Source organism: Clostridium grantii DSM 8605 (assembly GCF_900129965.1).
GTDB classification, from domain to species: Bacteria; Bacillota; Clostridia; order Clostridiales; family Clostridiaceae; genus Clostridium_AF; species Clostridium_AF grantii.
Genome location: NZ_FQXM01000030.1, coordinates 17,876 through 44,010, shown reverse-complemented (window position 1 = coordinate 44,010; position 26,135 = coordinate 17,876). Strand labels below are relative to the sequence as shown.

At 29.0% G+C, this 26,135-nt stretch carries 27 protein-coding genes and 1 other annotated feature; of the genes, 22 read left to right on the top strand and 5 right to left on the bottom strand.

The window, feature by feature from the left end; all coding sequences use genetic code 11:
• The 17 genes from BUB83_RS18175 to BUB83_RS18095 form a co-directional block, all read left to right on the top strand.
• Nucleotides 1–1,149, top strand: a 1,149-nt coding sequence (locus tag BUB83_RS18175; RefSeq protein WP_143160590.1) for a flagellar hook-length control protein FliK, incomplete at its 5' end; no start/stop codon positions are given.
• Nucleotides 1,150–1,159: 10 nt separating this feature from the next.
• The gene (locus BUB83_RS18170; protein ID WP_073340508.1) at nt 1,160–1,576 is read left to right on the top strand and encodes a flagellar hook capping FlgD N-terminal domain-containing protein; all 417 of its coding nucleotides are present in this window, start codon (nt 1,160–1,162) and stop codon (nt 1,574–1,576) included.
• A gap of 14 nt (nt 1,577–1,590) precedes the next feature.
• The gene (locus BUB83_RS18165) at nt 1,591–2,532 is read left to right on the top strand and encodes a flagellar hook-basal body complex protein (protein ID WP_073340505.1); all 942 of its coding nucleotides are present in this window, start codon (nt 1,591–1,593) and stop codon (nt 2,530–2,532) included.
• Between the two features lie 136 nt (nt 2,533–2,668).
• Nucleotides 2,669–3,472 carry a motility protein A gene (locus BUB83_RS18160; RefSeq protein WP_084133671.1) on the top strand — a complete coding sequence of 268 codons (804 nt, stop codon included), beginning with the start codon at nt 2,669–2,671 and terminating at the stop codon, nt 3,470–3,472.
• Complete coding sequence (locus tag BUB83_RS18155; RefSeq protein ID WP_073340502.1) at nt 3,465–4,232, top strand: OmpA/MotB family protein; 768 nt, start codon at nt 3,465–3,467, stop codon at nt 4,230–4,232. Before BUB83_RS18160 ends, BUB83_RS18155 begins: the two co-directional genes overlap by 8 nt.
• Before the next feature lie 15 nt (nt 4,233–4,247).
• A complete protein-coding gene (locus BUB83_RS18150; RefSeq protein WP_073340500.1) occupies nt 4,248–4,712 on the top strand; it encodes a flagellar basal body-associated FliL family protein in 465 nt (154 codons plus the stop codon).
• A gap of 15 nt (nt 4,713–4,727) precedes the next feature.
• Nucleotides 4,728–5,087, top strand: coding sequence for a flagellar biosynthetic protein FliO (gene fliO, locus BUB83_RS18145; RefSeq protein ID WP_073340497.1), 360 nt, complete (start codon nt 4,728–4,730; stop codon nt 5,085–5,087).
• A gap of 2 nt (nt 5,088–5,089) precedes the next feature.
• Nucleotides 5,090–5,848: a flagellar type III secretion system pore protein FliP gene (gene fliP, locus BUB83_RS18140; RefSeq protein ID WP_073340494.1), complete on the top strand. Its 759-nt coding sequence runs from the start codon at nt 5,090–5,092 to the stop codon at nt 5,846–5,848.
• 10 nt (nt 5,849–5,858) lie between these two features.
• Nucleotides 5,859–6,128, top strand: coding sequence for a flagellar biosynthesis protein FliQ (gene fliQ, locus BUB83_RS18135; protein ID WP_073340491.1), 270 nt, complete (start codon nt 5,859–5,861; stop codon nt 6,126–6,128).
• 6 nt (nt 6,129–6,134) lie between these two features.
• Complete coding sequence (locus BUB83_RS18130) at nt 6,135–6,908, top strand: flagellar biosynthetic protein FliR (RefSeq protein ID WP_073340488.1); 774 nt, start codon at nt 6,135–6,137, stop codon at nt 6,906–6,908.
• 10 nt (nt 6,909–6,918) lie between these two features.
• Entirely contained in the window at nt 6,919–8,151 is a 1,233-nt protein-coding gene (gene flhB, locus BUB83_RS18125) for a flagellar biosynthesis protein FlhB (protein WP_084133670.1), read from the top strand.
• A gap of 54 nt (nt 8,152–8,205) precedes the next feature.
• Nucleotides 8,206–10,233, top strand: coding sequence for a flagellar biosynthesis protein FlhA (gene flhA / locus BUB83_RS18120; RefSeq protein WP_242950710.1), 2,028 nt, complete (start codon nt 8,206–8,208; stop codon nt 10,231–10,233).
• A complete protein-coding gene (locus tag BUB83_RS18115; protein WP_073340485.1) occupies nt 10,223–11,212 on the top strand; it encodes a flagellar biosynthesis protein FlhF in 990 nt (329 codons plus the stop codon). Before flhA ends, BUB83_RS18115 begins: the two co-directional genes overlap by 11 nt.
• Complete coding sequence (locus BUB83_RS18110; protein ID WP_073340483.1) at nt 11,209–12,096, top strand: MinD/ParA family protein; 888 nt, start codon at nt 11,209–11,211, stop codon at nt 12,094–12,096. Before BUB83_RS18115 ends, BUB83_RS18110 begins: the two co-directional genes overlap by 4 nt.
• A 72-nt stretch (nt 12,097–12,168) precedes the next feature.
• The gene (locus BUB83_RS18105) at nt 12,169–12,888 is read left to right on the top strand and encodes a sigma-70 family RNA polymerase sigma factor (protein WP_084133669.1); all 720 of its coding nucleotides are present in this window, start codon (nt 12,169–12,171) and stop codon (nt 12,886–12,888) included.
• Nucleotides 12,889–12,914: 26 nt separating this feature from the next.
• The gene (locus BUB83_RS18100) at nt 12,915–13,775 is read left to right on the top strand and encodes a hypothetical protein (protein ID WP_073340480.1); all 861 of its coding nucleotides are present in this window, start codon (nt 12,915–12,917) and stop codon (nt 13,773–13,775) included.
• 172 nt (nt 13,776–13,947) lie between these two features.
• The gene (locus BUB83_RS18095; protein ID WP_073340478.1) at nt 13,948–14,706 is read left to right on the top strand and encodes a flagellar hook-basal body complex protein; all 759 of its coding nucleotides are present in this window, start codon (nt 13,948–13,950) and stop codon (nt 14,704–14,706) included.
• Between the two features lie 57 nt (nt 14,707–14,763).
• Here BUB83_RS18095 and ispF read toward each other — a convergent pair whose 3' ends face one another.
• On the bottom strand, nt 14,764–15,240 hold the full coding sequence (gene ispF, locus BUB83_RS18090; RefSeq protein ID WP_073340475.1) for a 2-C-methyl-D-erythritol 2,4-cyclodiphosphate synthase: 477 nt from the start codon (nt 15,238–15,240) through the stop codon (nt 14,764–14,766).
• Between the two features lie 337 nt (nt 15,241–15,577).
• On the opposite strand from ispF, the gene BUB83_RS18085 reads away from it, so the two are divergent.
• The gene (locus tag BUB83_RS18085) at nt 15,578–16,489 is read left to right on the top strand and encodes an alpha/beta hydrolase (protein WP_073340473.1); all 912 of its coding nucleotides are present in this window, start codon (nt 15,578–15,580) and stop codon (nt 16,487–16,489) included.
• Nucleotides 16,490–16,579: 90 nt separating this feature from the next.
• Here the strand turns inward: BUB83_RS18085 and BUB83_RS18080 are convergent, their stop codons facing one another.
• Nucleotides 16,580–17,005 carry a lipopolysaccharide assembly protein LapA domain-containing protein gene (locus BUB83_RS18080; protein WP_073340470.1) on the bottom strand — a complete coding sequence of 142 codons (426 nt, stop codon included), beginning with the start codon at nt 17,003–17,005 and terminating at the stop codon, nt 16,580–16,582.
• Nucleotides 17,006–17,184: 179 nt separating this feature from the next.
• Nucleotides 17,185–17,384 (top strand) — a binding site (T-box leader).
• A gap of 80 nt (nt 17,385–17,464) precedes the next feature.
• On the opposite strand from BUB83_RS18080, the gene BUB83_RS18075 reads away from it, so the two are divergent.
• From BUB83_RS18075 to BUB83_RS18060, 4 genes are all read left to right on the top strand, one after another.
• Nucleotides 17,465–18,538: a pyridoxal-phosphate-dependent aminotransferase family protein gene (locus BUB83_RS18075; protein ID WP_073340467.1), complete on the top strand. Its 1,074-nt coding sequence runs from the start codon at nt 17,465–17,467 to the stop codon at nt 18,536–18,538.
• Between the two features lie 57 nt (nt 18,539–18,595).
• A complete protein-coding gene (gene serA, locus BUB83_RS18070; RefSeq protein WP_073340464.1) occupies nt 18,596–20,185 on the top strand; it encodes a phosphoglycerate dehydrogenase in 1,590 nt (529 codons plus the stop codon).
• A gap of 12 nt (nt 20,186–20,197) precedes the next feature.
• Complete coding sequence (locus BUB83_RS18065; RefSeq protein ID WP_073340462.1) at nt 20,198–21,445, top strand: DUF1015 domain-containing protein; 1,248 nt, start codon at nt 20,198–20,200, stop codon at nt 21,443–21,445.
• 210 nt (nt 21,446–21,655) lie between these two features.
• Nucleotides 21,656–23,188 (top strand): glucosaminidase domain-containing protein, encoded by a 1,533-nt coding sequence (locus BUB83_RS18060; RefSeq protein ID WP_073340460.1) that lies wholly within the window; start codon nt 21,656–21,658, stop codon nt 23,186–23,188.
• Between the two features lie 22 nt (nt 23,189–23,210).
• Here the strand turns inward: BUB83_RS18060 and BUB83_RS18055 are convergent, their stop codons facing one another.
• The 3 genes from BUB83_RS18055 to BUB83_RS18045 all read right to left on the bottom strand — a co-directional run bounded on the left by BUB83_RS18055 (nt 23,211) and on the right by BUB83_RS18045 (nt 26,117).
• Nucleotides 23,211–23,708: an anti-sigma-I factor RsgI family protein gene (locus tag BUB83_RS18055; RefSeq protein ID WP_073340457.1), complete on the bottom strand. Its 498-nt coding sequence runs from the start codon at nt 23,706–23,708 to the stop codon at nt 23,211–23,213.
• Nucleotides 23,709–23,834: 126 nt separating this feature from the next.
• Nucleotides 23,835–24,950 carry a glucose-1-phosphate adenylyltransferase subunit GlgD gene (gene glgD, locus BUB83_RS18050; protein ID WP_073340456.1) on the bottom strand — a complete coding sequence of 372 codons (1,116 nt, stop codon included), beginning with the start codon at nt 24,948–24,950 and terminating at the stop codon, nt 23,835–23,837.
• A gap of 21 nt (nt 24,951–24,971) precedes the next feature.
• Nucleotides 24,972–26,117: a glucose-1-phosphate adenylyltransferase gene (locus tag BUB83_RS18045; protein WP_073340452.1), complete on the bottom strand. Its 1,146-nt coding sequence runs from the start codon at nt 26,115–26,117 to the stop codon at nt 24,972–24,974.
• Nucleotides 26,118–26,135 lie beyond the last annotated feature (18 nt).

Sequence of the window (26,135 nt, the reverse complement as noted above, 5' to 3'; positions counted from 1 at the left end):
GAAGCTTTTAGTAAAGAATTAAAAAGTGTAGAACAACCAGTTAAAGCAATAGAAAATCAAAAGTTCGAAGCTATAAGAGCTATAAGAAATACCAATTTTCAAGATATAAATATAGAAACAACAAATATAAAAAATGGTATCAAAAGCTTAGAATCAGTCAATTATGCGATAGAAGAAGTTTTCACAGAAAACAAGGAATTAAAACCAGAAAATATAGAACAATTAAAACCAGAAAATATAGAACAATTAAAAGAGAAAATCCAAGAAGTAATAAAAGAAGTAGAAGCTTTTAGTAAAGAATTAAAAAGTGTAGAACAACCAGTTAAAGGAATAGAAAATGTAAGGTTTGAACCTATAAAAGATATAAGAAATACCAATTTTCAAGATACAAGTATGCAAATCACTAATACCGAGAATGGTATCAAGGAATTAGAAGCAACCAATTATACGATAGAAGAATTAAAAGAGAATTTACAAGAGGCAATAAAAGGAGTAGATTTAAAAGGGGAAGAATTAAAAACAGATGATAAATCAAAAGAGTCACTAGATAATAAACAAATAAATTATTTGACTGGCATAAGTGAAACTAGTAGTACAAAGATTTCTCCTCATAAAGCTAATATAAACAATTCGCAAGAAATTAAAAATTTGGATGAAGTTGTTGAAAATATAGTTAATAAAACAAGTATAATGAAAAATGATGAAAACTCCATTATAAAAGTAAAATTAAAACCTCAAGAACTAGGGGAACTATTTATTCAATTAGAGAAAAAAGATGGTATTATAGTAGCTAAGTTGCAAGTACAGTCAAATGAAATTAAGCAATTAGTTGAAAAAAATATGAATTTAATACAGGAAACACTTGATAATAAAAACATAAAGATTTCTCAAATTAATGTAGAATCCAAGCAAAATATTTCATCAAATCTTTCTTTTAATCAAGAAGGCAATAAAGGAAATAGTAATGAAGGAAATCCGAATGCAGACAGTAATAAGAATTTCAACCAGAATCAGAGTAAGAATCAAAATCAGTATGAGGTGAGTGGAAATACAAGAAAAAAACTTTATACTGAAACAATAAATAATCAAAGCTATGGAAATAAAAACAGAAAAAATAATGTTAATGGAAATATTAACATTCTAATGTAGGAGGAAAACAATGGCAATAGATTCGTTAAGTATAAATAGTTCATCTTATACTACTACAGGAAGTCAATCTCAACAGAATGCAACTAACAATCTAGGTAAAGATGCATTTTTAAAGATATTATCAGCACAGTTACAGTATCAAGACCCAATGGAATCTGTGGATGATTCGGCATATATAGCTCAATTAGCTCAGTTTTCAACTTTGGAACAAATGGATAATTTAAATACGAATATGCTTACTTTAATTAATCTACAAAATGTTCAATTAGGGACATCTTTGATTGGAAAAGAAGTTAAAGTTACATATGAGGGACAATCACAAACAGGAATTATAGAAAAAGTGAAAAATCTTAACGGAGAATTAACTTTTACGTGCAATGGACAAGAATATAGTATTGATAATATAAATGAAATTATAAATGAATAAGGGGGATTTTTAAAATGTTAAGATCGTTATACTCAGGCGTAAGTGGTATGAAAAGTAATCAAGTTAAAATGGACGTTATAGGTAATAATATTGCCAATGTTAATACAACAGCTTTTAAATCTAGTAGAGTTAAATTTCAAGAAACGCTTAGTAATACAATGTCTACTGCCTTAGGACCTGATACCAGTGGAAAAGGAGCAAAAAATCCAAAGCAAGTAGGACTTGGAACAACTGTAAGCTCTATCGATACAATGACCTCAGATGGAGTTCAACAACCAACTGGTAGAGAATTTGATTTTGCAATTGAGAGAGAGGGTTTCTTTGTAGTTTCATCAAATATTAATGCAGCAACAGGGGCTCCGAATACTGTAAGTTATACAAGAGATGGGTCTTTTTATAAAGATTCTGATGGAAATCTTGTGAATTCTTCGGGAAATAAAGTTTTAGGGTATGAAGTTGATATTAATGGAATTAGCAAAGACTTGGATGCCGATGGTACTACATCTGAAGGCGATTTAAGAGAATTGAAAATACCTACAGAGCTTGTCCCTGCGGTAGCTGCGTCAGCTGGCCCTCCTCCCACTACAGCTATTCCGGCAGTTACTCTAGAAACGTTCAATGTAGATAGCTCAGGATTGATAACAGCCATAGGAAGTGATCAAAACAGTTATAAACTGGGTCGGATAGCGATAGCAAAATTTACTAATCAAGAAGGTTTAACTAAAGAAGGGGCAAATACTTACGGAAAAACTGCTAACTCGGCGGAACCTATGTATGGAAAAGCTGGTGAAAACTCTTTTGGTATAATTAATCAAGGGGTACTAGAAGTTTCCAACGTAGATTTAGCTAATGAGTTCACAGAAATGATAATAACAAGTAGAGCTTATCAAGCAAACTCAAGATCAATAACAACATCAGATGAAATGTTACAAGAATTATTGAGCTTAAAAAGATAAAATAGCAAGTTAAGAAAAATAAAAAATCATTGATAGAAGACAAAGGATTTTTAGTCTTCTATCAATGATTAAAACATATTTTAGCCAATAAACTTAGCATCTAGGTGAATTGCATAGAACCAAAGGGGTGGAATATTTGAAACGTAGTTTGACCACATTGATAGGATTGGTTATGGGTTTTGTTTTGATTGTGGGATCCATAATGATGGCGGGAAGCATAAATGGATATATTGATTTACCTTCATTTCTTATAACCATAGGTGGATCAATGATGGCTTTATTTATAGGGGAACCTTTTGATAATGTGAAAAAGATACCAGCTCTTTTAAAAATAGCTTTTTCAGAAATAAATACTGATAAATCACAGTTGATTGATACATTTATAGATTTATCTAAAAAAGCAAAAAAAGATGGATTTAATTCTATAGAAGAGCAAGTTGAAGAGATTCAAGATAAATTCTTAAAAAGAGGATTGTTAATGGTTATAGATGCCATGGAAGTTGAACTTATAAAGGAAATCTTAGAATTAGAAATTGATGCAGCAGAGGAAAGACATACAGAGGGACAAAGACTCTTTAAAAAATGGGGAGAATATGCACCGGCTTTTGGTATGTTAGGAACAATTATTGGTCTTATAGGAATGCTTGCCAATCTTTCCGATGCAGCAGCCATAGGAACAGGTATGGCCACAGCTTTAATAACTACTTTTTATGGAGCTTTATTTGCTAATTTGGTTGTGCTACCAATAGCCAGTAATCTAGAGGTTAAGTCTTCAGATGAAGTTTATTTAAGAACCATGATGATAGATGGTGTTTTATCTGTTCAAAGTAAAATGAGTACTATGAATATAGAAGAAAAATTAGGAACATACTTATCGCCGCAAGAAAGACTTAAAAGAAAAGATGATTCCATAACAAAGGTGGAGTACGAAAATGCGTAAGAAAAAATCAACAGAAGGTGGAGGCTCTCCTTTATGGATGACCACCTTTTCAGACCTTATGACATTGTTGTTAACATTTTTTATACTTCTTTATTCTATTTCTAGTGTGGATGAAAACAAATTTACAGATGTTGCTAATGGACTAAGAAGTATTTTAACGGATAGTGGAGCTTCCGTAATTCAAGAAGATACCAATCCAGAAAATAGAGAAGATGATATTCTAACAGAAGAGTCACCTCCTGATGGAATTGAAGAAGAAGTATTAAATGATCAGGTTGTAACGGATAAAGAAGCTATAGAACAGCTTAGTAAAGAAATTAAAGCTTATGTAGCAGAAAAAGAATTAGAAGGAAGTGTAGAGGTTAATATAACCAGTATGGGGATTTTAATAGATATAAAGGATTATCTATTTTTCGAGACTGGTAAAGCAGATTTAAGAGAAGAGTCTCTGGGTATATTAAATACATTAGGGCAGAAATTAAAAAATATGCCTAATGAAATTATGGTAGAAGGACATACAGATAATATACCAATAAGTACTTATGAATTTAAAAGTAATTGGGAATTATCAGCATCTAGAGCTATAACAGTGGTAAGGTATTTCTCGGAAACACAAGGCATAGATCCTAGTCGATTAAGTGCGGTAGGACATGGAGAATATAAACCTAAGGTTAGTAATGATTCTAGTGAAAATCGACAATTAAATAGAAGAGTTAATATTGTTGTTAAATATTTAAATGAAGAAAATATTGAGGAATAGTGTGGGGATTAAATAATGGCGGAAAAAAAAGAGAAGAAAGAAAAAAAAGAAAAGAAAAAAGGGAAATTGATTATAGTTATTTTAGGAATAGTTCTAGTCATAGCTGCAGCAGCTTTATTTTTCTTTTTGAGAAATCCAGAGTTTGCAAACAATATAATGAATAAAGAAGAAGTTGTAGTAGAACAACAGATTGCATTAAAACAATTTATTGTAAACTTAAAAGCTGATGATAAAAATAGCTATTTAAGAACAGTTATAGTGTTAGGTTGTTTAAGTGGGGATGATGCTGCAATAATTAATAATAATGAAGATAAAATAAGAGATTCTCTTATTCAAACTTTAAGAAGTAAAACAAAAGAAGAACTTTTGCTAGAAGAAGGAACAGAAAATTTGAAAGTTGAGATAAAAGATACATTAAATGAGCTTCTAGGAGGAACAATAGTATCTAATGTATATTTTACGGATTTTATGATGCAATAGAAAGAAGGATAAATATTGGGAAGTGATTTTAGTTTTTTAGCGGCCTTTATGCAAATGTTACTAGCTCTTGTTGTAGTGCTTTTATTAATATTTATTAGTGCTAAAGTTAGTAAAAAATATATAAATCCTTTAGGAAATAAAAATTTAAAAATGCTTGAAAGACTTTCGCTATCCAATAAAAGCAGTATTTGTATAGTTAAAGTTGGGGAAGAACTATTTTTGATGGGAGTAAGCGATAATAGTGTAAATAAAATTGAAAAACTTCCTAAAGAATTAGAAGAAAAATATTTAAATAAAGAATTGGATATGAGTAATTTAAATTTAGCAAATATTATAAATAAAAGTTCCAACTTTTTTAGGAAGGATAAAGAATAATAATGAGAAAAAAGGTATGGATTTTTAGTATTATTTTTATTGCTTTTATGACTCTTATGAAGATATCGGCTTTTGCAGAACCGATACCTATTCCACAGATTGGAATTGATATAGGAGAAGCGGCCAACCCAGTAGAAACCATGGATAGTATTAAATTATTGGTTCTATTAACTGTTTTGACGCTGGCACCATCTATACTTATCTTGATGACTTCTTTTACAAGAATAATTGTGGTATTTTCATTTTTGAGAAATGCATTAGGAACTCAACAAAGTCCTCCTAATCAAATTTTAGTTGGATTGGCATTGTTTTTAACATTTTTTATAATGGCACCAGTTTACAATGATGTTATGGATAATGCGGTTAATCCTTATTTAGAAGAAACAATTACTCAAGAAGAAGCCATAGAAATAGGTTCAAAACCCATAAAGGAATTTATGTTAAAACAAACAAGAGAAAAGGATTTGGCTTTGTTTATAGATTTATCTGATACAGAAGTTCCAGACCAAGCTATTGATACTGGATTTACTGTTTTAGTTCCTGCTTTTGTTATAAGTGAGTTAAAAACAGCTTTTCAAATAGGATTTTTGCTTTTTATTCCTTTTGTTATTGTGGATATGGTGGTTGCTAGTATTTTGATGTCCATGGGTATGTTTATGTTATCTCCTGTAATGATTTCTCTTCCTTTTAAAATTTTATTATTTGTAATGGTAGATGGATGGAATCTGGTAGTTAAATCACTAGTGGAAAGTTTTATTTAGGAGGAAGTATATGAGTCAAGCCATGGTATTAGATATAATGAGAGATGCTTTTTTTACTATAATGATTGTATCAGCGCCTGTATTAATTGTTTCAATGTTGATAGGATTGATAATAAGCATTATTCAAGCAACTACTCAAATTCAAGATCAAACATTAACTTTTGTTCCAAAATTAATTGCAGTATTTTTGTCTTTGATTTTTTTTGGGAATTTTATGTTAAATACACTTATAGCATTTTTTAATAGAACTATGGTTAATTTAACAAATGTATTGAGGTAGGTGGCTATGATTACTTTAAATTTCACTGTTTTTTTTCTTATTTTAGTTAGAATTACAAGTATGTTTATTACCACTCCTTTATTGAATATAAAAGGACTTCCCAACACTTTCAAAATAGGTTTTTGTATTATAATAGCTTATTTAGTTTTTATTAATGTGGCTGAAATAGATAAAACTTTATCAGTGGGAATGGATCTATTTGTAGTATTATTGATAAAAGAGGTGGCGGTAGGATTAACAATGGGATTTGCAGTGAATATTGTTTTTATGAGTACTCAAATGGCTGGTCAATTTATTGATATTCAAGGAGGTTTTTCAGCTTCTACAATATTTGATCCTACATCAGGAGATAAATTATCTATATATGGACAGATATATTTTTGGCTTACTGTAATTTTATATTTTATTTTAAATGGACATTATTATCTTATTATTGGAGTAGTAAATAGTTTTAAAATTATTGATATAGGAAATTATAGTATTAGTGCGCTTAGTGGTGTTGCTATACTTCAATTAATAGTGAAGTGTTTTACCATAGCAGTTCAAATAGCGGCACCTATGATTTTAGTTTTTGTTATTTCGGATTTGGTTTTAGGAATAATGTCTAGAACAGTACCTCAATTAAATGTATTGATGCTGGGACTTCCTTTAAAGGTTTTAGTAGGATTATTCACTTTTTTCTCTATATTGCCTATTGTAATTAATCTTATAGGTGGAGTGGTGGAGATGATTCCGTCTGAGTTAAATAATATAATAGAAATCTTATCAAAAGGAAATTAAGGGGAAATACATGATTAATAATCTTTCTTTTTATATTTTAATAGTTCATATCATACTGATTATTATTTTTTATTATAGGAAACCACCAGCATTCAGCTTTGCAGGTTCCTTTGAAAATAAAATATCAATAAATACTAGAAAAATTTCTAATCTATTTTTGGTAGAAGATGAAAAAACAGAAGACCCTACTCCTAAAAAATATCAAGATGCAAAGAAAAAAGGACAAATTGCTAAAAGCCAAGATTTAAATTCTTCACTTCAATTATTTATATTTGCTTTAGTGGCTAGTGGACTAGGAAACTCTATTTTTAAAACCATAGCTAATTATTTAAGGCAAGGACTCTCTACGAATTATATGATGAATTTTACATCTAGTAGTGTGAGAAGTTTTTTTACAGCACAAATTTTAGTTTTAATACAAATAATAATTCCGGTTTTTGGCGTGCTATTTATTTCAGCTATAGTTATAAATTTAGCACAAACTAGATTTAATTATTCTTTTCACCCTTTAAAACCAGATTTTAAAAAATTAAATCCTATTGAAGGTTTTAAAAGATTATTTTCAAAAAAAGTATTTTTTGGGCTTTTGAAAAACTTAGCTAAGTTAGGTCTAGTTACTTATATTTGTTATAATTTTATTAAAGATAATATTGTGGATATACAACAAATTTCTCTTACCTCGGTGAATAATTATTATACATATTTAAGCCAACTATTAGGTGGATTTATTATGAAATTTGCTATAATTTTAGTTATGGTAGGAATAGTGGATTATGTATACCAAAGATATGATTTTAAGAAAAGTTTAAAAATGACAAAGCATGAGGTTAAAGAAGAATATAAACAAATTGAGGGTGACCCTTTAATAAAATCAAAAAGAAAACAAAAACAAAGACAATTAGCAATGAACAGAATGATGGCTGATGTGGAAAAAGCTTCAGTGATTGTTACAAATCCTACTCATCTTGCTTTAGCAATAAGATATGATGAGTCCATAGATGATGCGCCAAAATTATTAGCTAAGGGAGCTGATAATTTAGCGGCTAAAATAAGAGAAATAGCCAAAGCTAAAGATATACCAATAATCGAAAATAAACCTTTAGCAAGAGTAATATATAAAAGAGTAAAGATTGGGCAAGAAATACCTGCAGAATTTTATGGAGCTTTAGCAGAAATTTTAGCATTTATATATAAATTAGAACAAAAGAAAAGAAACTTTACGAAATCAAGAAGAAGAGTGTAGGTGAGTTTTTTGGAGAATAAAAATTCTTCTGGAGTCAAAAGAATAGTAAATAATATGGATACCCTAGCAGCTCTTGGTGTAATGGGAATTATAGCTATTATAATTATACCCCTTCCACCGGCAATACTAGATATACTTTTGGTATTTAATATAACATTTTCATTAATAATATTTATTCTAACAATGTTTACAACTAGTATATTAGAACTTTCTGTATTCCCAACATTGTTACTAGTAACCACTTTGTTTAGACTGGGGTTAAATGTATCATCTACTAGACTTATTTTAAGTCAAGGAGAAGCGGGAACTGTAATAACGGCTTTTGGAAGTTTTGTTACTGGGGATAATTATATAGTAGGAGCAATTATATTTCTTATTATCGTACTTATACAATTTATAGTTATAACTAATGGTGCGGGAAGAGTAGCTGAAGTTGCAGCAAGATTTACTCTTGATGCTATGCCAGGTAAGCAAATGAGTATTGATGCAGACTTAAATGCAGGAACTATTACAGATGCTCAAGCTAAAAAAAGAAGAGAAGATCTTCAAAGAGAAGCAGATTTTTATGGAACCATGGATGGTGCTAGTAAATTTGTTAAGGGAGATGCTATTGCTGGTATTGTTATAGTTATTATTAACTTTCTAGGTGGAATTGCTATATTTTCACTACAAAAGGGAATGAGTGTATCAGAGGCAGTAGCTCAATTTGGTTTATTAACCATTGGTGACGGGTTAGTAGGTCAAGTTCCAGCTTTATTAATATCTATTGCTACAGGTATTTTAATTACACGTTCAAATTCTAAGTCTAGTTTTGGATCGGAATTAACTAAACAATTATTTGCAATGTGGAAGGTAATCGCCATTGTTTCAGGACTACTTTTAGCTATAGGAACTGTACCAGGGTTCCCAGCGTTCCCTTTCTACGTGATGGCAATAATAACAGCTGGAATAGCTTATTTATTATATCAAGATCAAAAGAATGGGCCAAAAGAGATTGAAGAGCGAATACAAGAAAATGAAACAGAAGAAGCCCCTCCATCAGAAGTAAAAGTGGATGGATTAGAATCATTAGAGATAGAAATTTCCTACGATTTGATACCTTTAGTTGATAAAGAAGCTGGAGGAGATTTAGTACAAAGGATTTCTGCTATGAGAAGACAAATTGCAAATGAGATGGGTATTGTAATAAGACCTATTAGAATAAGAGATAATTTAATGCTTTCTCATAATGAATATCTTATTAAAATTAGAGGAAATGATGTAGCAAGAGGAACTATAGTCCATAATAGGCTTTTAGTTATGGATCCAGGCAGTGATTCCATTGATATACAAGGAATACCTACAGTGGAACCAGCTTTTGGACTACCTGCGGTATGGGTGGAAAAATCTGAACAAGATTTAGCGGAAATGAAGGGATATACAGTAGTAGATCCAACCACTGTACTAATAACACATTTAAAAGAAATTATAAAGCAAAATAGTCATGAGCTAATAACAAGACAAGATGTTAAGGAATTAGTGGATAGTGTTAAAGAAGAAAATAGTGCAGTAGTGGAAGAATTGATTCCAGAGCTATTAAGCTTAGGGGAAGTTCAAAAGATATTACAAAATTTATTAAGAGAAAAAGTATCAGTAAGGGATATGGTAACTATATTAGAAACTTTGGCTGATTATGCTATTAATACAAAAGATGTGGAATTACTTACTGAGTATGTAAGATATAAATTAGGTAGAAGTATTGTTCTGGATTATTTAGATGGAGATAAAAAATTAAATGTAATTACATTACACCCACAATTAGAAAAATTATTATCTGATAATGTGCAGAAATCTATACAAGGATCTTTTCCAGCTATTGATCCTAATATAAATACAAAAATACTTCAAAAAATTCATTCAAATATAGAAAACTTAGCTATGCAAGGAAAAGAGGGGGTAATTTTAGCGGCACCAAAAATTAGACCGGCTTTTAAGAGAATGATAGAAATTGCTTTTCCAAAAGTAGCGGTAATATCTTTAAATGAAATACCTAATTATATCGATATAGAAGCAGTTGGGATGGTGAAACTAGATGATAGTTAAAAAATATGTGGTAAGCAATATGCAAGAAGCTATGATTAGAATAAGAATGGACCTAGGAGATAAAGCAGTAATTATAAGTGACCACTATATAAAAAATAAAGGGCCATTAGGTTTTATGAAAAAAAAGAAAAGAGAAGTAATTGCTGCAGTCGATGAAGAAGAAATATCAAAATCTAAAGAATCAAAAAATAAGTATGAGAAAAAAGAATCAGGGAATGAAATAGAAGATTTACTTGAATTAAGTGATCTTAGTAAAGAAATTCAAAAAGAGTTTATTGAATATTGTAATGAGCATAAATTAGAAAAAGCAAATATTAATAAATTTGTTTTAAATGAATTTTTATGGGAAGAAGTAAAAAACAATGTAGTTATAAATGAAAATATAGATAATAAAATTATATCTTTTATAGGACCAACAGGGGTAGGAAAAACAACTACTATAGCTAAAATAGCGGCGAAAGAATCATTGGTTAATAATAAAAAAGTGGCGTTAATTACATTAGACACTTATAGAATAGGTGCAGTTGAGCAGTTAAAAACTTATGCTGATATATTAAATATTCCTTTAGAAGTTGTAGTGAAAAAAGAAGATATGAAAAAAGCAATTCAAAAGTTTAATAAATACGATTTGATTTTAATTGATTCTACAGGACGTAGTTTTAAAAATGATGATCAAATAAATGAAATAAAAGAATATATGGACGAAATAAAAGAAAAAAGTGTATATTTGGTACTTAGTTTAACTACAAAATTTAAAGATATAAAGGGCATCGCAGACAGTTATGAGCAAATAGGGTATGATAAATATATATTAACAAAATTAGATGAGAGTTCAGGCTATGGAAATATAATAAATATTGCAAAATATATTGATAAACCGATATCATATTTATGCACAGGTCAAAATGTTCCTGATGATATTGAAACAGCTAGTATAGATAAACTTTTCTACTATATTTGGGGAGAGATAAGATCATGATGGATCAGGCACAAAATTTAAGAAAAATGATTTCTACTAAAAATAATGAAGTAAAACATAAAGAGGAAAGTGTTAATAATAACAATGTTTTAGTTTACACCATAACATCTGGGAAAGGTGGAGTGGGAAAAAGTAATTTTACAGTTAATCTAGCTGTTGAAATGCAAAGAAGAGGGCGTAAGGTTCTTATTATTGATGGCGACTATGGCATGGCTAATGTAAATGTATTATTTGGAATAGTACCTAAAAAGACTTTGCATGATGTTATTTATAAAGGAGTTCCTTTAAGAGAAGTTGTAATTGAAAGTGAAAGTGGAGTTAAAATAATTTCTGGTGGAAGTGGATTTTTTGAAATGACAGAAGTTAGTGAGGAAAGGCAAAATGCATTAATTGAGGGCATGCTGCAACTTAAGGATATTGATATTATTTTAATAGATACTAGTGCTGGTGTTTCAAGAAATCTTTTATCTTTTATTTCTTTTTCCCAGGAAATGATATTAGTAACTACTCCAGAGCCTACATCACTTACAGATGCTTATAGTTTAATTAAGATGGTTGCAAAAATGAGTATAAAAGATTCTATAAAAGTGGTTATAAATAAAACAAGAGATCAAAGAAATGCTGATGCTATTTTTAATAGATTAGAAAAAGCAGCTTTAAGCTTTTTAGGAATACATTTAAACAAACTAGGGTATGTAGTTGAAGATTCTAAAGTAAAAGATTCTGTTATGGAGCAAACCCCTTTTATTGAATTGCATCCTAATTGTACTGCTAGTAAAAATATAAGTAGTATAGTTGATAAATTGTTAGGACAAAAATATTCAAATGCAGAAAAAACAACTATGCAACAAGTTGTTAGTAGAATGATGAGGGTTTTTAGATAAAAGTACTTTTATAAACATGAATATAAAAATTATACTTTGAAATATTATTTTAAAGGAAAATTGGTGATTCTATTGAAAAATAATTATGAACTTAAGAATAATAAAAGGGAAGAAATGATAATAGAACATCTTCCTTTGGTACATAAGATTTCAAAAGGTATAAAATTAAATAGTAATATGAGCCTTACAAAAGAGGATCTATATAGCGTAGGAGTTATTGGATTAATGGAAGCTGTGGATAAATATGACGAAGATAAAAACGTGGTATTTGCCGCTTTTGCATCTTTGAGAATTAAAGGGGCAATGATAGACGAAATACGTAAACAGTCTAATTTATCTAGAGGAAAAGTTAAGAAACTCAATGAGTATAATAATGCTGTGGATGATTTAAGAAATAAAATATTAAGAGAACCTGAAGACAAAGAAGTTGCTAAATTTTTAGGTATTGATTTAGAAGAATTATTTAAAATAAAGGATTCTGCTCAGAATATTGCAAACTATTATTTGGAGCAAAATTCTGCAATAGATGAAGACAATGAAAGTTGTTTAAAAGATTTATTAATTGATAAAAATATTAAATCTCCAGAGGATGAACTGTTAAAAAATGAAAATAGCAAACTTCTTATAAAAGCTTTGGATAAATTAAATGAAAGAGAAAGAATTATTCTTAATTTGATTTATACAGAAGAATTATCTTTAAAAGAAATAGCTTATATAATGGAGGTATCTATTTCTAGGATATCTCAAATTCACGGTAAGGCATTGAAAAAGTTAGAACAATATTTAAGATAAAATTAAATGAAACAGAGGAATAAAAAATGGTGTATATATTATTAGCTATAGGAATTTTGATTTTTGTAGGAGGTGTAATTTTATACATAAAAAGCAATAAAAAAGATATCTTAGAAAATAATATTTTAGAAAAAGATAAAAATTTATTTATGATTCAAGAGGAAGAACTTTTGGAAGATAAAGAATTATTATCTGAGAAGGAATATAATGAAATAGTTGAGGAATTATTAGAAGATAAAAAAGAGTTTAATGAAATTTTCCGTCAGCAGATGAAAGAAGATAATAGAGAATCTGAAAAATTTTTATTAAATACCCAAGTAAAAACAGTTGAAGAAGATAATTTACATGTTTATAATGAAATTATTAATGAAAAATTAGATAATATAGAAACAATGTTAAATTCTTTATCCACTTTAGATGAAAAAGAAAAACGTTTAATTGATATGGAAAAAACCCTTTTGCGAAAGGAAAAATCTATAGTTAGAAAAGAAAAAGCGATAGAAAGTAAAGAAAAGGAAATTGAGAAAAAAGAAAGTTTAATGGAAATTAAAGAAAATAGCCAAGATAAAGCTTTGGATGATATTACAGTAAATAAAATAGAAGAGGCTAAAGATGAAAAACAGTTAAAAAGTAGCCATGAAAAATTAAATGCTATTAAAAGTACAGGAAGTACAAAAAAACCAAGAACCACAAAAACTACAAGAACAACTAAAACAAAAGATGCAAGTGAAACCACAAAAAAGAATTTTGATAATAGTTCTATAAATGAAAAGGTTAAAATATTAGATGATTTAGGAAAAAGTGTGGAAGATATAGCGTCTGAATTATCTATAGGTAAAGGGGAGGTGTTATTATTAAAAAGTATACAAAAGGATTTACAAAAATAATTACTCCCACTTTTATTATAGGACTAGGACTAGGTATAATAATAACTTGTTTGATACTTATCCCCTTTAGCCCAAACACCAGTGAAAGCTATATTGAGAAAAAAGCAAGGGATATGGGCATGGTATATCCAGATGAAGTTAGAATATTTGATAATAGTGAGGTGGAAAGTAAATGATAAGAGGAATGGAAACATCGGCATCCGCAATGAAACATTTACAATTAAAACAAGATATTGTTGCCAATAATATTGCTAATAGTGATACTGTTGCTTTTAAAGAGCAATTAGTTACAGCTAAATCAGTAGAAGCAATGAACGTGAGAAATAGATTAACACATGAAGATGTAGGCTCTATAAATCCTGGAATAGAAACAAATACTGTTTATGAAAATTCAGATAAAGGAACAATATTGGAAACTGGAATAGACACAGATTTTGCTATTCTAGAAGAAGCATTTTTTAAAGTTGAAATTTCAGATGGGAATTATGCTTATACTAGAAGTGGAAATTTTCATACTGATATGAATGGAAAACTTGTGACAGATAATGGTTATGCTGTTATGGGCAAAAATACTGTTACAGGTAATGATTCCTACATATATGTAGGTGATGAAAGTATGGTGGTTTCTTCTGATGGAACAATACAAAATATTGAAAATGGAACTATAAAGTTTAATATAGTTGAGTTTGAAGATACACAAAGTTTGAGTAGAATGGGTAAAAATTTATATACAGCAGATGGAATACAAGAAATAGAAAGTCAAAATCCTAGTATTAAACAAAAAGCTTTAGAAGGATCTAATTTAGATTTAACAACTCAAATGGTAAAAATGATTGAAGTTAGTAGAGAGTATTCTGCTAATCAAAGAGCTTTAAAAAATACTGACGAAACATTACAGAAAACCGTTAATGAATTAGGATCTCTTAAATAATAGCTACAAACAAAAAAATAACCCTAAACTCGGGTTATTTTTTATTTGATTAGTTAGTTAAGAAATTTTTTCTAGCAAACAAATGCTTTGGCAAGAAATTCCTTGGCCTGTGCCAGTGAAGCCAAGCCCCTCTTCAGTGGTTGCTTTTACATTTACTTGACTTTCAGATATATTCAAGGCTTTGCTCATATTTTTTACCATTTCAGGGATAAATAAAGCCATTTTCGGTTTTTGAGCAATAATTGTAGCATCTATATTTACTATTTCATAGTTAGCACTTGCTAAAATATCTCTTACTTTTTCTAATAAAATAATGCTTGAAATCCCCTTAAGTGAGTTATCAGTATCAGGAAAGTGCCTTCCTATATCCCCTAATGCGGCAGCACCTAGAAGACTATCCATTATAGCATGTATTAAAACATCAGCGTCAGAATGACCTAATAAGCCTTTCTCATAGGGGATGGTAACTCCACCTAGAATCAAATCTCTATCATAAACTAATTTATGCACATCATACCCCATACCAACTCGCATAATAAACCTCCTAGTAAATCTTTTTATCATTATAACATGAATTCAAATTACAATGAATAGTAGTGATTATAAAGTGAAAATATAGGATTATAATTAATTAGTATAGAACATTTGGATAAATTATCATATATAGTTATCAACAGGTTTGTTAAGAATGTGGATAAAAATAGGTAGAAAAGTTCGACAAAATCAGTTATATTAGGATAAAATTCATGTTAAAATTTAACTTTTTAAATAAACTACAGTTAATTAACAATAAATTAACAAGTTATGCACAGGCTAATTGTGGACAATGTGGAAAACTTGTTGTAAATTTATTAGTAGGGGGGATACCATTATGAAAAATTTAATAATATTAATATTGGTTGTAGTCATTGTTATTTTTCTTTACAAGGCAGTAACTTTTTATTTTAATAAGTTAGTTAAAATGAAAGTTAAGAATTCATTGGAACTTTATGAGTCTCAAGCATCTAAAGGACTTATAGATAAGAAGTATTATGATACCTTGGAGAAAGAAGAAGTGGTTATAACAACTAAAGACAATTTAAAATTAAACGGACTTTTTATAAAAGGAGATGAGAAAGTCAATAAAACAATAATAATAGTACATGGAATTACCGTAAGTCATAGTACGTCTATTAAATATGCTGAAATATTTACGAAAAAAGGATGGAATGTTTTAATATATGATCATAGAAGACATGGTGATAGCGACGGTGATTACACTAGCTATGGATATTATGAAAAATTTGACTTAGATTTATGGGTTAATTGGATAAAAGAAAGAGTGCCGGAATCTCAGTTAATTGGTTTACATGGTGAGTCCATGGGAGCGGCTACGGTACTTCAATACGCAAGTATAAATAAATATGTGGATTTTATCATAGCAGACTGTGGATATTCTGATTTATACCAATTACTAAAAATAAGAATGAAGGAAGACTATCATTTTTTATTGACACCTTTAATACATTTGACTTCTATTAGAGTATTAAGAAAAGCTAAGTTTAAAATTAAAAAAGTTAAACCTATAGAAGATATAAGAAATTCAGATATACCAACTTTATTTATTCATGGTACTGAAGATAAATATGTACCTACTTTTATGGGACAGGATATGTATAAAGCTAAGAAAAATAATAAGAAATTATATTTAGCTGAAAAAGCAGCTCATGCTTGTTCTATAGATGTGGATAAAGTGAGATATGAAAAAGAGGTGTTTGATTTTATAGATGAATATTTTCAGTGATTTTTTCTGCACCTTAAAATATTGTAGGGGCGGGTTTCCATGCCCGCCCGTTTATAAAGCAGAAATCAATTAGAATTAAAATGATCCAGGCTATTCTATTATGTTGTTTTCTTCCTCAACTGAAGATTCAGTTATGTTTTTTTCAATAACTTCTGTTTCCATTGAAGGATTTTTAAGAGAAGATATAGTAGTTCTTAATGAATCTACTTCTTTCTTCAAATAAGAATTTTCTTCTTCAACAGAAGTTTTTTCGTTTTGAATAGAAGTTTTTTCATCTTCAAGAGTAACTAATTGCTTGTTAGATTTTTTTAAACTCATTTTAATTTTAACACCACGGTAAAAGCCTAAAATAGCCACAATTATGGCACCAAAAACAGCAGATACAAATATTACCAAGGCTTGAGATACTTCAACATTAGCAAATAAAAAATTTATATTTACGGCCGCAGAATTTTGTAGAGCAAAAATTGTAACAATTATTGCGAATATAAGGGAAAAGATAAAACCTAATTGCATTATATAACCACCCTTCTTTTAATTGAGAATTAAAAACTGAAATATTATGTATTTTCTTCAATTTTAGAATTCATTTAAGTATATTATAGTATAATTTATACAAAAGGCAAAATATTTATTAAAGTTCATATAAAAATTACTTGCATTATTATAAACTATTCATTATAATTATACCTAAAATAAAAGCTAAAAAGGGTAGTAGTAAATAAGGTTTTTTATCAAAGAGAGCTAATGGATGGTGTGAATTAGCATAGAAATTTATTGAATCCGACCTGGAGCTGTGTAGGGGTGAAAACTTACAACGGGAAGTCCGTTATACTTTGAGACTGTTTATCAGTGAACTAAGGTGGTACCACGTGAAAATACAAGCGTCCTTGAGAAATCAAGGAGGCTTTTTTTGTATAGTAAAATAAATTGTAGATAATTTTATAATTATATTAGGGAAAGGGGACTTCTAAAATGGAAAAAATATTAATGACACCGGGTCCAACTACGGTACCGGAGAGAGTATTGAGAAAAATGGCTGAGCCAGTAATTCATCATAGAACAAAAGAGTTCAGTGAAATATTTGGTGAGTTTTCAGAAAGATTAAAGTATGTTTTTCAAACACAAAATTCAGTATTAACTTTTCCAGCTGCGGGGACAGGTGGATTAGAAAGTGCAATTGTAAATATGTTTTCAGAAGAAGATAGAATTTTAGTTGTTTGTACAGGAGTTTTTGGAGAAAGGTTTGCTGAAATTGGTAGAATTTTTAAGTTGAAAGTGGATACTATCAATATACCTTGGGGCAATTGTGTTACTGTAGAACAAATAAAAGAAAAGTTTAATGAAAATGAGTATAAGGGACTTATAGTAACTCATAATGAAACATCCACAGCAATTGTTAATCCAATAAAAGAAATTGGGGAATTTATGAAAGAGGAAGAAGCTTTATTTATAGTTGATTCTGTTAGCGGATTAGGTGGATTAGACATTCAAATGGATAATTGGAATATTGATGTTTTGATTACAGCATCACAAAAGGCTTTAATGGCACCTCCGGGACTTGCTTTTGTAGCAGTGTCAGAAAAGGGATGGGAAAGTGCTAATAAATCCAATCTACCAAAATTTTATTGGGACTATAAAAAAGCAAGAAAAGTATTAGAAAACAAAAATCCTCAAACACCATATACACCAGCAGTTTCTCTCATTTTAGGAACTAATGAAGCACTTAAGATGATTGAAGAAGAGGGATTAAGTAATGTATTTAAAAGACATGAATTATTGGCTGAAAAATTAAGAAAAGAAACAAAGACAATGGGCTTAGAAATATTTACAAATGCAAATTGTTTATCAAATAATTTAACTGCTTATACAATAGAACAAGAAGGAAGAGCGGCAGCTATAAAATCAAGAATGGAAAAAGAATTTAATATAGTGATAGCCGGTGGGCAGGCTCATTTAAAAGGTAAAATGATTAGAATAGGACATATGGGGTATGTGACTGAAGAAATGATAGAAAGAACGGTAGCTGCTTTAAAACAATGCTTATAGAAAGTATGTAAACTATGCACTATGAATTGTACACTAAATATAAGGGGGATTTTATTAATGAAAGAAAGAATAATAATTGCAGAAAAAATAGACGATACTGGGATTGAATTACTACAAAAGGACTTTGATGTAGATATTTGTATAGGCATGAAAAGAGAGGAATTGTTAAAGAAAATTGGTGATTATAGTGCTCTTGTAGTTAGAAGTGAAACCAAAGTTGATGGAGAAATAATGGATGCAGGCAAAAATCTTAAAATAATTGGTAGAGCGGGAAATGGTATTGATAATATAAATGTACCAGAGGCAACTAAAAGAGGGATTATTGTAGCTAACACACCAGATAGTAATACTATATCTGCTTGTGAAATAGCTATTGGTCTTATGCTTGCTCAAGCAAGAGATATACCTTATGCTGATAAACATTTAAAAGAAGGTAATTGGAGTAGAAATACCTTTGAAGGAACAGAACTATATAATAAAACATTAGGAATAATTGGACTGGGGAGAATAGGCGCTTTTATGGCAAAAAGAATGAAAGCTTTTGGAATGAATATAATAGCCTACGATCCATATATTGCAGATGATAGATTTAAAAGATATGATGCTGAGAAAAAAAATACTCTTGAAGAATTATTAGTAGAATCAGACTTTATAACAATTCATACTCCTAAGACAGAAGAAACTATAAATATGATAAGTTATAGAGAATTTGAATTAATGAAACCTACAGCTAGACTTACTAATGCTGCAAGAGGTAAGCTTATAGATGAAGAAGCTTTATATTATGCTTTAAAGAACGGTAAAATAGCTAGTGCAGGACTAGATGTACATGAAAAAGAGCCTAGAGGAGAATCTCCTTTAAATGAACTAGATAATATAGTTTTAACACCTCATATTGGAGCAAATACACTGGATGCTCAAAAAAATGTAGGATTAACAATTGCATTACAAATAAGAAATGGACTTCAAGGTAAAATAGTAGCAACAGCGGTTAATCTACCAGGTATGGATAGAGATGAGTTTAAACACATTAAACCTTATTTGAGTTTAATGGAGTCTTTAGGAAAATTATATTTCCAAATAAATAAAGAATCTGTTAAATTTGTAGAAATAAATTATTGGGGAGATGTGGCAAAAGGAGATGTAGAATTAGCAAATATAGCTTTCTTGAAAGGCCTACTACAGCCTATCATGGGAGAAAAAGTTAATTATATCAATGCTCAAATCTGCGCAAAACAAGCAGGCATAGGCATGAATGTTAAAAAGTTTAGTGAATACTATAACAACTATTCAAATCTAGTTAGAATTAAAATAATTAATAAAAACATGGAAGAGTTTTCTTTATCAGGCGCAATTGCTACAAATGCTGAAGGTAAAATTGTTGAGATTAGTGAATATGAAGTTGATGCTAAACTAAGTCAAAATATGATTTTTATTCAAAATAAAGACGTTCCAGGCGTTATCGGTAAAGTGGGAACTTTAGTAGGTACTTGTGGAATAAATGTTGCTACAATGCAAGTTGGAAGAAATTCTAAAGGGGAAAAAGCTTTAATGATTTTAAATGTAGATGAAAAAATTAGTAAAGAAGATTTAGATAAATTTAATAGTGTGGATGATGTAATCTGGGCTAAAGCAATAGAAGTATAAGGAGTTAAAACTATGGTTTGTATAAAAGCATTTAAAGCTGTAAGACCAAGTGAAGAATTTCCTGATAAAGTTGCAGCATTGCCTTATGACGTTATGAGTAGTGAGGAAGCAAGAATAATGGTTGAGAACAATCCTTATTCTTTCCTTCATATAGATAAAGCAGAGATAGATTTGGGACAGGATACTAATCCTTATGATAAAATAGTGTATGAAAAAGCTAAAGAAAATCTTAATGATTTTATTGATAAAGGTATTTTTGTAAAAGAAAATAAAGAATGTTTGTATGTTTATCGCTTAATTATGCAGGGAAGAGTCCAAACGGGAATAGTGTTTTGTGCTTCTGTAGATGATTATATCAATAATAAAATTAAAAAGCACGAGCATACTAGGGAAGAAAAAGAAATAGATAGAATTAATCACGTTGATTATTGCAATGCTAATACTGGTCCTATTTTCTTGACTTATAAAAATAGTGAAGAAATAAATTTAATAGTGGAGCAGTGGATAAATTCTAATGAAACTTTGTATAATTTTAAAAGCGAAGATGAAATAACTCATATAGTTTGGAGAATAGAAAATGAAGAAGTAGTAAATAAATTGATAAAGCTTTATGAAAATATACCTGAAGTATATATTGCAGATGGACATCATAGATGTGCTTCAGCAGCTAAAGTGGCAACTATTAGAAGAAATAATAAAGTGAATTTTAAAGGACATGAAGAGTTTAATTATTTTCTATCAGTAGCTTTTCCGCATAAAGATTTATATATTATGGATTATAATAGGATAGTTGAGGATTTAAATGGGTTATCAGTAAAACAGTTTTTGAAAAAAATAGAGGAAAAATTTAGTATAAATATATACCAAGGAACTGGACCAATTGCTTTAATAAAAAGAGGAACTTTTGGTATGTATTTGGAACAACAATGGTATGAATTAAAAATAAAAGAAGATCTTATAAATAAAAATGATTTAGTTAAATCATTGGATGTATCTATTCTTCAGGATTATTTATTGAAACCAATTTTAGGAATACAAGATCCAAGAAAAGATAAAAGAATTGATTTTGTTGGTGGAATACGTGGATTAAAGGAGCTTGAAAAAAGAGTAGATGAAGGAATGAAAGTAGCTTTTCTTATGTATCCTACTAGCATTGAAGATTTAATGAGCATTGCAGATATAGATGAGGTTATGCCACCAAAATCTACTTGGTTTGAACCTAAACTAAGAAGTGGATTGTTTATTCATGAATTAGAATAATTTTATAAAAATGTATTTCAAAAGACCTGCTTAAATAGTAGGTCTTTTATTTTTGGATTTTAATACCTATTGAAGATTAGTTAATAATTTTATTAAAAAATGTAATTCATTAAATTAAAAATTTAATAAAATAAAATAATAAATTAAAATTGTAAAAATTTATTGAATTTTTGATGAAAACAAGGTAAAATCTTTATAGGGGGTGTAGATTTGAAAAGTAAATTAAATATAGTTAAAATAGTTATCATAACAATTGTGTTTATAGGTTTACTAGGAAGTGAAAAAGCTATTAGTGAAAATAGCATAGGTGATAAAAGTGATATTTCTTTAACTAAACCGTGGACAGTAACCCTTAGTGCAGAAGTGGACAAGAATAGTATAAATTCAAATACCGTAAAAGTAATAGATGAGAGTGGAAAATCAGTTGCAGCTACAATAACCTTAGCTACTGATAACAAAACTATTGTCATAGATCCACCTATAGATGGATATATTCCATCATCTAGCTATTACGTTGTTATAGATGAAACTTTAAAATCAATTGATGGGACAAGCCTTGATGGAACAGTAAAAATGAAATTTATCACAAAAAATAGCGTTGAAGATTTCACAAATTATTCAGAGTTGCCTTCAATTAATAGTTTTAAAACGGAACAAGATACTTTGATTAATAATTCAAAAATTGATTTTAAAATCACATCAAATACTAATGACAATGTACAGTATAGAGTTTTTGTTTATAAGTATACCAATGATTTTTACGATGTTACATATAAATATTCAAATGTAAATTATACAGAAATTACAAGCGGATATAGTAGTGCTATAAAAGGATCTTCTATTTATACATTGACTAAAAATAGTGGGTTATCATCAGGAAGATACAAGGTAATGGTATACGTAAGAAAAGCAAATAATCAAGGTCAACATAACAATACATATACGGATTATGATAATTTTTATTCAGGATATATAAAAGTATTAGATTCTTCAATAATTTCAAATAAAAAAGCAAACGAAACAATAAAAACAGATAATTATAGTAAGACTTTAGATGAAATGGTTACTAATCAAATAACAAATGGAGCACCAGTTACTAGTACAGGCTCTTCATGGATAAAACCTAGTGCAGCTATTTTAAAATTTTATATAAATCCTAATAACTTCATGGATGATTATGGAAAATATATTTTTATGGACTTAAGATATATGGATGGAGTTACAGTGGATGATTTAAATAAGTTGTTAGTAGGAAAAGGTATTTTAGAAGGAAAAGGACAAGCATTTTTAGATGCAGCTTTAGCAAAAAATATAAATCCAATATATTTAGTATCACATTGTTTATTAGAAACTGGAAACGGAACATCTTCTTTGGCAAAAGGAATAGAAGTTTCTGAAGTGAATGGATTGCAGGTAGAAAAGAAAATAACTTACAATTTATTTGGCATAAAGGCAACAGATAGTAACCCTAATAAATATGGTTCTGAATATGCTTATACTCAAGGATGGTTTTCTATTGAAGATGCCATATTAGGTGGAGCTGAATATATAGGCAGTGGATATATTAATAGTTCAAAGTACAATCAAAACACTTTATATGAAATGAGATATAATGTGAATGTGAGCTGGCATCAATACTCTTCAGATGTAGCATGGGCTTATAAACAAATTAAGAATATTAAATCATTAATTGAAGCTTGTAAAAATGCACAGCCAATTTTTGAAATACCTATATACAAATAAAAAGTCCACTTTAGTGGGCTTTTTATTTGTAATCATATCCATTTTGATTAATTATAAGCTTGAGTTTTTTAGAAAACATAAACTCTTTAAAATTATCTACATTGATAAGGTTGTTTTTATCACTTGAAATGAATAAATTTATAGCTTTTTGAAAAGAGTAATAATCTTCTGATATTAAAGTTTCTTTTTCACAGGATAATATTATTTCTTTTAAAGCATCCTCTAGGATAGAATTGTTTAAATCTAAGTTATCTGCAAGTTCTTTACCGTCAGCTCTAAGTGGTTCAAAAGAAACTACACGATTAAATTTATTGACTTTTAACTGAATCCTTGGAGGGATATCTAAGATTATAGTTGAGGAAGGTTTAAAATAAAAATAAATACTTCCTATAGTAGCTAAAATAATTAATAATGCAATTGCTATAGGCATTAAACCAAGATTTTTCTTTTTATTTATCTTTTCTTGTTGCATTTGTAATCTTTTTTCATGTAATAATATAACTTTACTTCTGTCATCCATTTATTAAGCCACCTTTCAATTTAAGTAAACCATTATCATTATAGTATAGTAGAGAAAATAAATCGATATTATAAATTTTTGTAATAAAAAAGAGCCTAGGCTCTTTTTTATTTATATTTAACATCATTATCTAGTATAATAATGCCTTTTTTCAATTACTACAGGATTTTCTGAATCACCCTTTAATTCTTTCCCTTTTTCTAATATAACATTCTTATCTAATATAACATTTTCTAAACGTGCATTTTCTTTGATGATACAGTTTTGCATTATTATTGAATTTTTTACTACAGCACCTTTTTCAATAATAACACGTCTAGAAACTATACTATTCTCTACATAACCGTCAATAATACACCCATTTGCCACCATAGAGTTGTTTACTGAGGAAATATCAGTATATTTAGTAGGGGGAGCATCTTTAACTTTTGTATAAATAGTTCTATCAGCAAAGAATAATTCTTTATTTGTTTTTGTTTTTAGCATATCCATATTGATTTTATAATAGTTTTCAATAGAATCAACTTTTTCTAAATAACAATCAAGTTCAAAAGCATTAACAGAAAGTTTATTAATATTTTCATTAATGTATTCTGAAACAGTAGTATAATAGCCTGTTGAAATACATTCAGATAGTATAGAAATTAGAACCTCTTTGTTTATTATAAACATATTAGCATAAACTGTAAGTTCATCTTGACTACCTATATTATTTCCTACACTTAAAACTTTTTTATTTTCATCTAAGTTTAAGGTTTGATTTCCTAGGAAACTTATTTTACCATTCTTGATGTTTTTAGAAATAAGAGTTACATCACTTTTAGATTTTTCATGAAATTCTATAGCTTTCTTATAATCAATATTACAAATCATATTAGAATATGAATAAATAACATGAGATTGGTGACTTCTATGTAAGTATTCAATATTATCTTTTATTAAAGTAATATCGCTTCTGTTTGAAATGGTATTATGAGTATTAAATATAAATAAACCATTTCTTCTTCTATCTAAATCCCAATCTTTTCCTGAACCTAAATGATCCATTAATGACCTAGAATTACTATTAGTAAAAATCCCAATGTTTCTAACACCTGAATTTACCATATTTGATAATGTGAAATCTATTATTCTATATCTTCCGGCAATAGGGATTGAAGCTAATTGTCTATTTCTTGTTAAACTTTTAATATTAGAATCATCATCAATTAAACTGATAATTCCCATGTAATCATTTATCATAATGGCACCTCCAATTTTGATTTACTTTACAACTGAATTTGATTTAACATCGGAATATTCACCTACAACTGTTATTTCATCAGCATTTCCTACAACTGAATTTTTTCTAATGGTTACATCGTTAGCTATAATACTTTTTCTTACTATAACATTATCACCGATTTTAGAATTTGCCATTATTACAGAGTCTTCTATTATACTGTTTTTCCCAATATGAACTCCAGGGAAAAGAATAGAATTTTTTACTGTACCAAAAACCGTACATCCTTCAACTAAAAGAGAATTTTTTATCTTAGCAGTTGTTCCAATATATTGAGGTGGTTTGTTGGGATTTACAGAATATATTGTCCATTTTTTATCATGAATATTTAGTTCATTATTTGGGTCTAGTAAGTCCATATTAGCTTGCCAGTAACTATCAATTGTTCCAACATCTTTCCAATAGCCAGAGAATGGGTAAGCCATCAACTTAAGGCCATTTGATAAGAATTTTGGAATTATATTTTGACCAAAATCATGATTAGAGTTTTTATCTTTTGCATCATCAATTAAATATTTTCTAAGAAGTTTCCAATCAAAAACATAAATACCCATTGAAGCGTTAGTGCTTTTTGGATGTTCAGGTTTTTCTTCAAATTCGTAAATTGTACCATCTTCATTTGTATTCATAATTCCGAATCTGCTAGCTTCATCTATGGAAACATCTATAACAGCAATTGTAGCTGCAGCTTCTTCTTCCTTATGAAATTTAACCATTTTTGCATAATCCATTTTGTAGATGTGATCACCAGAAAGTATAATTATATATTCAGGATCAAAGGTATCCACATATTGTATATTTTGGTAAATAGCATCTGCTGTTCCCATATACCAATATCCGCCATCTTGCTTCATATGAGGAGGAAGGACGCTTACGCCACCATTGTTCCTATCTAAATCCCAAGGAGTACCTATACCAATATGTGTTGTTAAAACGTGTGGTTGATATTGAGTTAAAACACCTATAGTATCTATACCTGAGTTGGAACAATTACTTAAAGCAAAATCAATTATTCTATATTTACCGCCAAATGGAACTCCTGGTTTAGCATTATTTTCTGTTAAAGCTTTTAGCCTAGTACCTTGTCCACCAGCTAGAATCATAGCAATGCCTTCTTTTTTTAGCATTTAAATCACCTTCCCTTA

What these genes read in the sequence shown, in the direction of transcription:
- BUB83_RS18170 (WP_073340508.1), top strand. Translation starts at nt 1,160, where the DNA reads ATGGCAATAGATTCGTTAAGTATAAATAGTTCATCTTATACTACTACA.
- BUB83_RS18165 (WP_073340505.1), top strand. Translation starts at nt 1,591, where the DNA reads ATGTTAAGATCGTTATACTCAGGCGTAAGTGGTATGAAAAGTAATCAA.
- BUB83_RS18155 (WP_073340502.1), top strand. Translation starts at nt 3,465, where the DNA reads ATGCGTAAGAAAAAATCAACAGAAGGTGGAGGCTCTCCTTTATGGATG.
- BUB83_RS18150 (WP_073340500.1), top strand. Translation starts at nt 4,248, where the DNA reads ATGGCGGAAAAAAAAGAGAAGAAAGAAAAAAAAGAAAAGAAAAAAGGG.
- fliP (WP_073340494.1), top strand. Translation starts at nt 5,090, where the DNA reads ATGAGAAAAAAGGTATGGATTTTTAGTATTATTTTTATTGCTTTTATG.
- fliQ (WP_073340491.1), top strand. Translation starts at nt 5,859, where the DNA reads ATGAGTCAAGCCATGGTATTAGATATAATGAGAGATGCTTTTTTTACT.
- BUB83_RS18130 (WP_073340488.1), top strand. Translation starts at nt 6,135, where the DNA reads ATGATTACTTTAAATTTCACTGTTTTTTTTCTTATTTTAGTTAGAATT.
- flhB (WP_084133670.1), top strand. Translation starts at nt 6,919, where the DNA reads ATGATTAATAATCTTTCTTTTTATATTTTAATAGTTCATATCATACTG.
- flhA (WP_242950710.1), top strand. Translation starts at nt 8,206, where the DNA reads ATGGATACCCTAGCAGCTCTTGGTGTAATGGGAATTATAGCTATTATA.
- BUB83_RS18115 (WP_073340485.1), top strand. Translation starts at nt 10,223, where the DNA reads ATGATAGTTAAAAAATATGTGGTAAGCAATATGCAAGAAGCTATGATT.
- BUB83_RS18110 (WP_073340483.1), top strand. Translation starts at nt 11,209, where the DNA reads ATGATGGATCAGGCACAAAATTTAAGAAAAATGATTTCTACTAAAAAT.
- BUB83_RS18100 (WP_073340480.1), top strand. Translation starts at nt 12,915, where the DNA reads ATGGTGTATATATTATTAGCTATAGGAATTTTGATTTTTGTAGGAGGT.
- BUB83_RS18095 (WP_073340478.1), top strand. Translation starts at nt 13,948, where the DNA reads ATGATAAGAGGAATGGAAACATCGGCATCCGCAATGAAACATTTACAA.
- ispF (WP_073340475.1), bottom strand. Translation starts at nt 15,240, where the DNA reads ATGCGAGTTGGTATGGGGTATGATGTGCATAAATTAGTTTATGATAGA.
- BUB83_RS18085 (WP_073340473.1), top strand. Translation starts at nt 15,578, where the DNA reads ATGAAAAATTTAATAATATTAATATTGGTTGTAGTCATTGTTATTTTT.
- BUB83_RS18080 (WP_073340470.1), bottom strand. Translation starts at nt 17,005, where the DNA reads ATGCAATTAGGTTTTATCTTTTCCCTTATATTCGCAATAATTGTTACA.
- BUB83_RS18075 (WP_073340467.1), top strand. Translation starts at nt 17,465, where the DNA reads ATGGAAAAAATATTAATGACACCGGGTCCAACTACGGTACCGGAGAGA.
- serA (WP_073340464.1), top strand. Translation starts at nt 18,596, where the DNA reads ATGAAAGAAAGAATAATAATTGCAGAAAAAATAGACGATACTGGGATT.
- BUB83_RS18065 (WP_073340462.1), top strand. Translation starts at nt 20,198, where the DNA reads ATGGTTTGTATAAAAGCATTTAAAGCTGTAAGACCAAGTGAAGAATTT.
- BUB83_RS18055 (WP_073340457.1), bottom strand. Translation starts at nt 23,708, where the DNA reads ATGGATGACAGAAGTAAAGTTATATTATTACATGAAAAAAGATTACAA.
- glgD (WP_073340456.1), bottom strand. Translation starts at nt 24,950, where the DNA reads ATGATAAATGATTACATGGGAATTATCAGTTTAATTGATGATGATTCT.
- BUB83_RS18045 (WP_073340452.1), bottom strand. Translation starts at nt 26,117, where the DNA reads ATGCTAAAAAAAGAAGGCATTGCTATGATTCTAGCTGGTGGACAAGGT.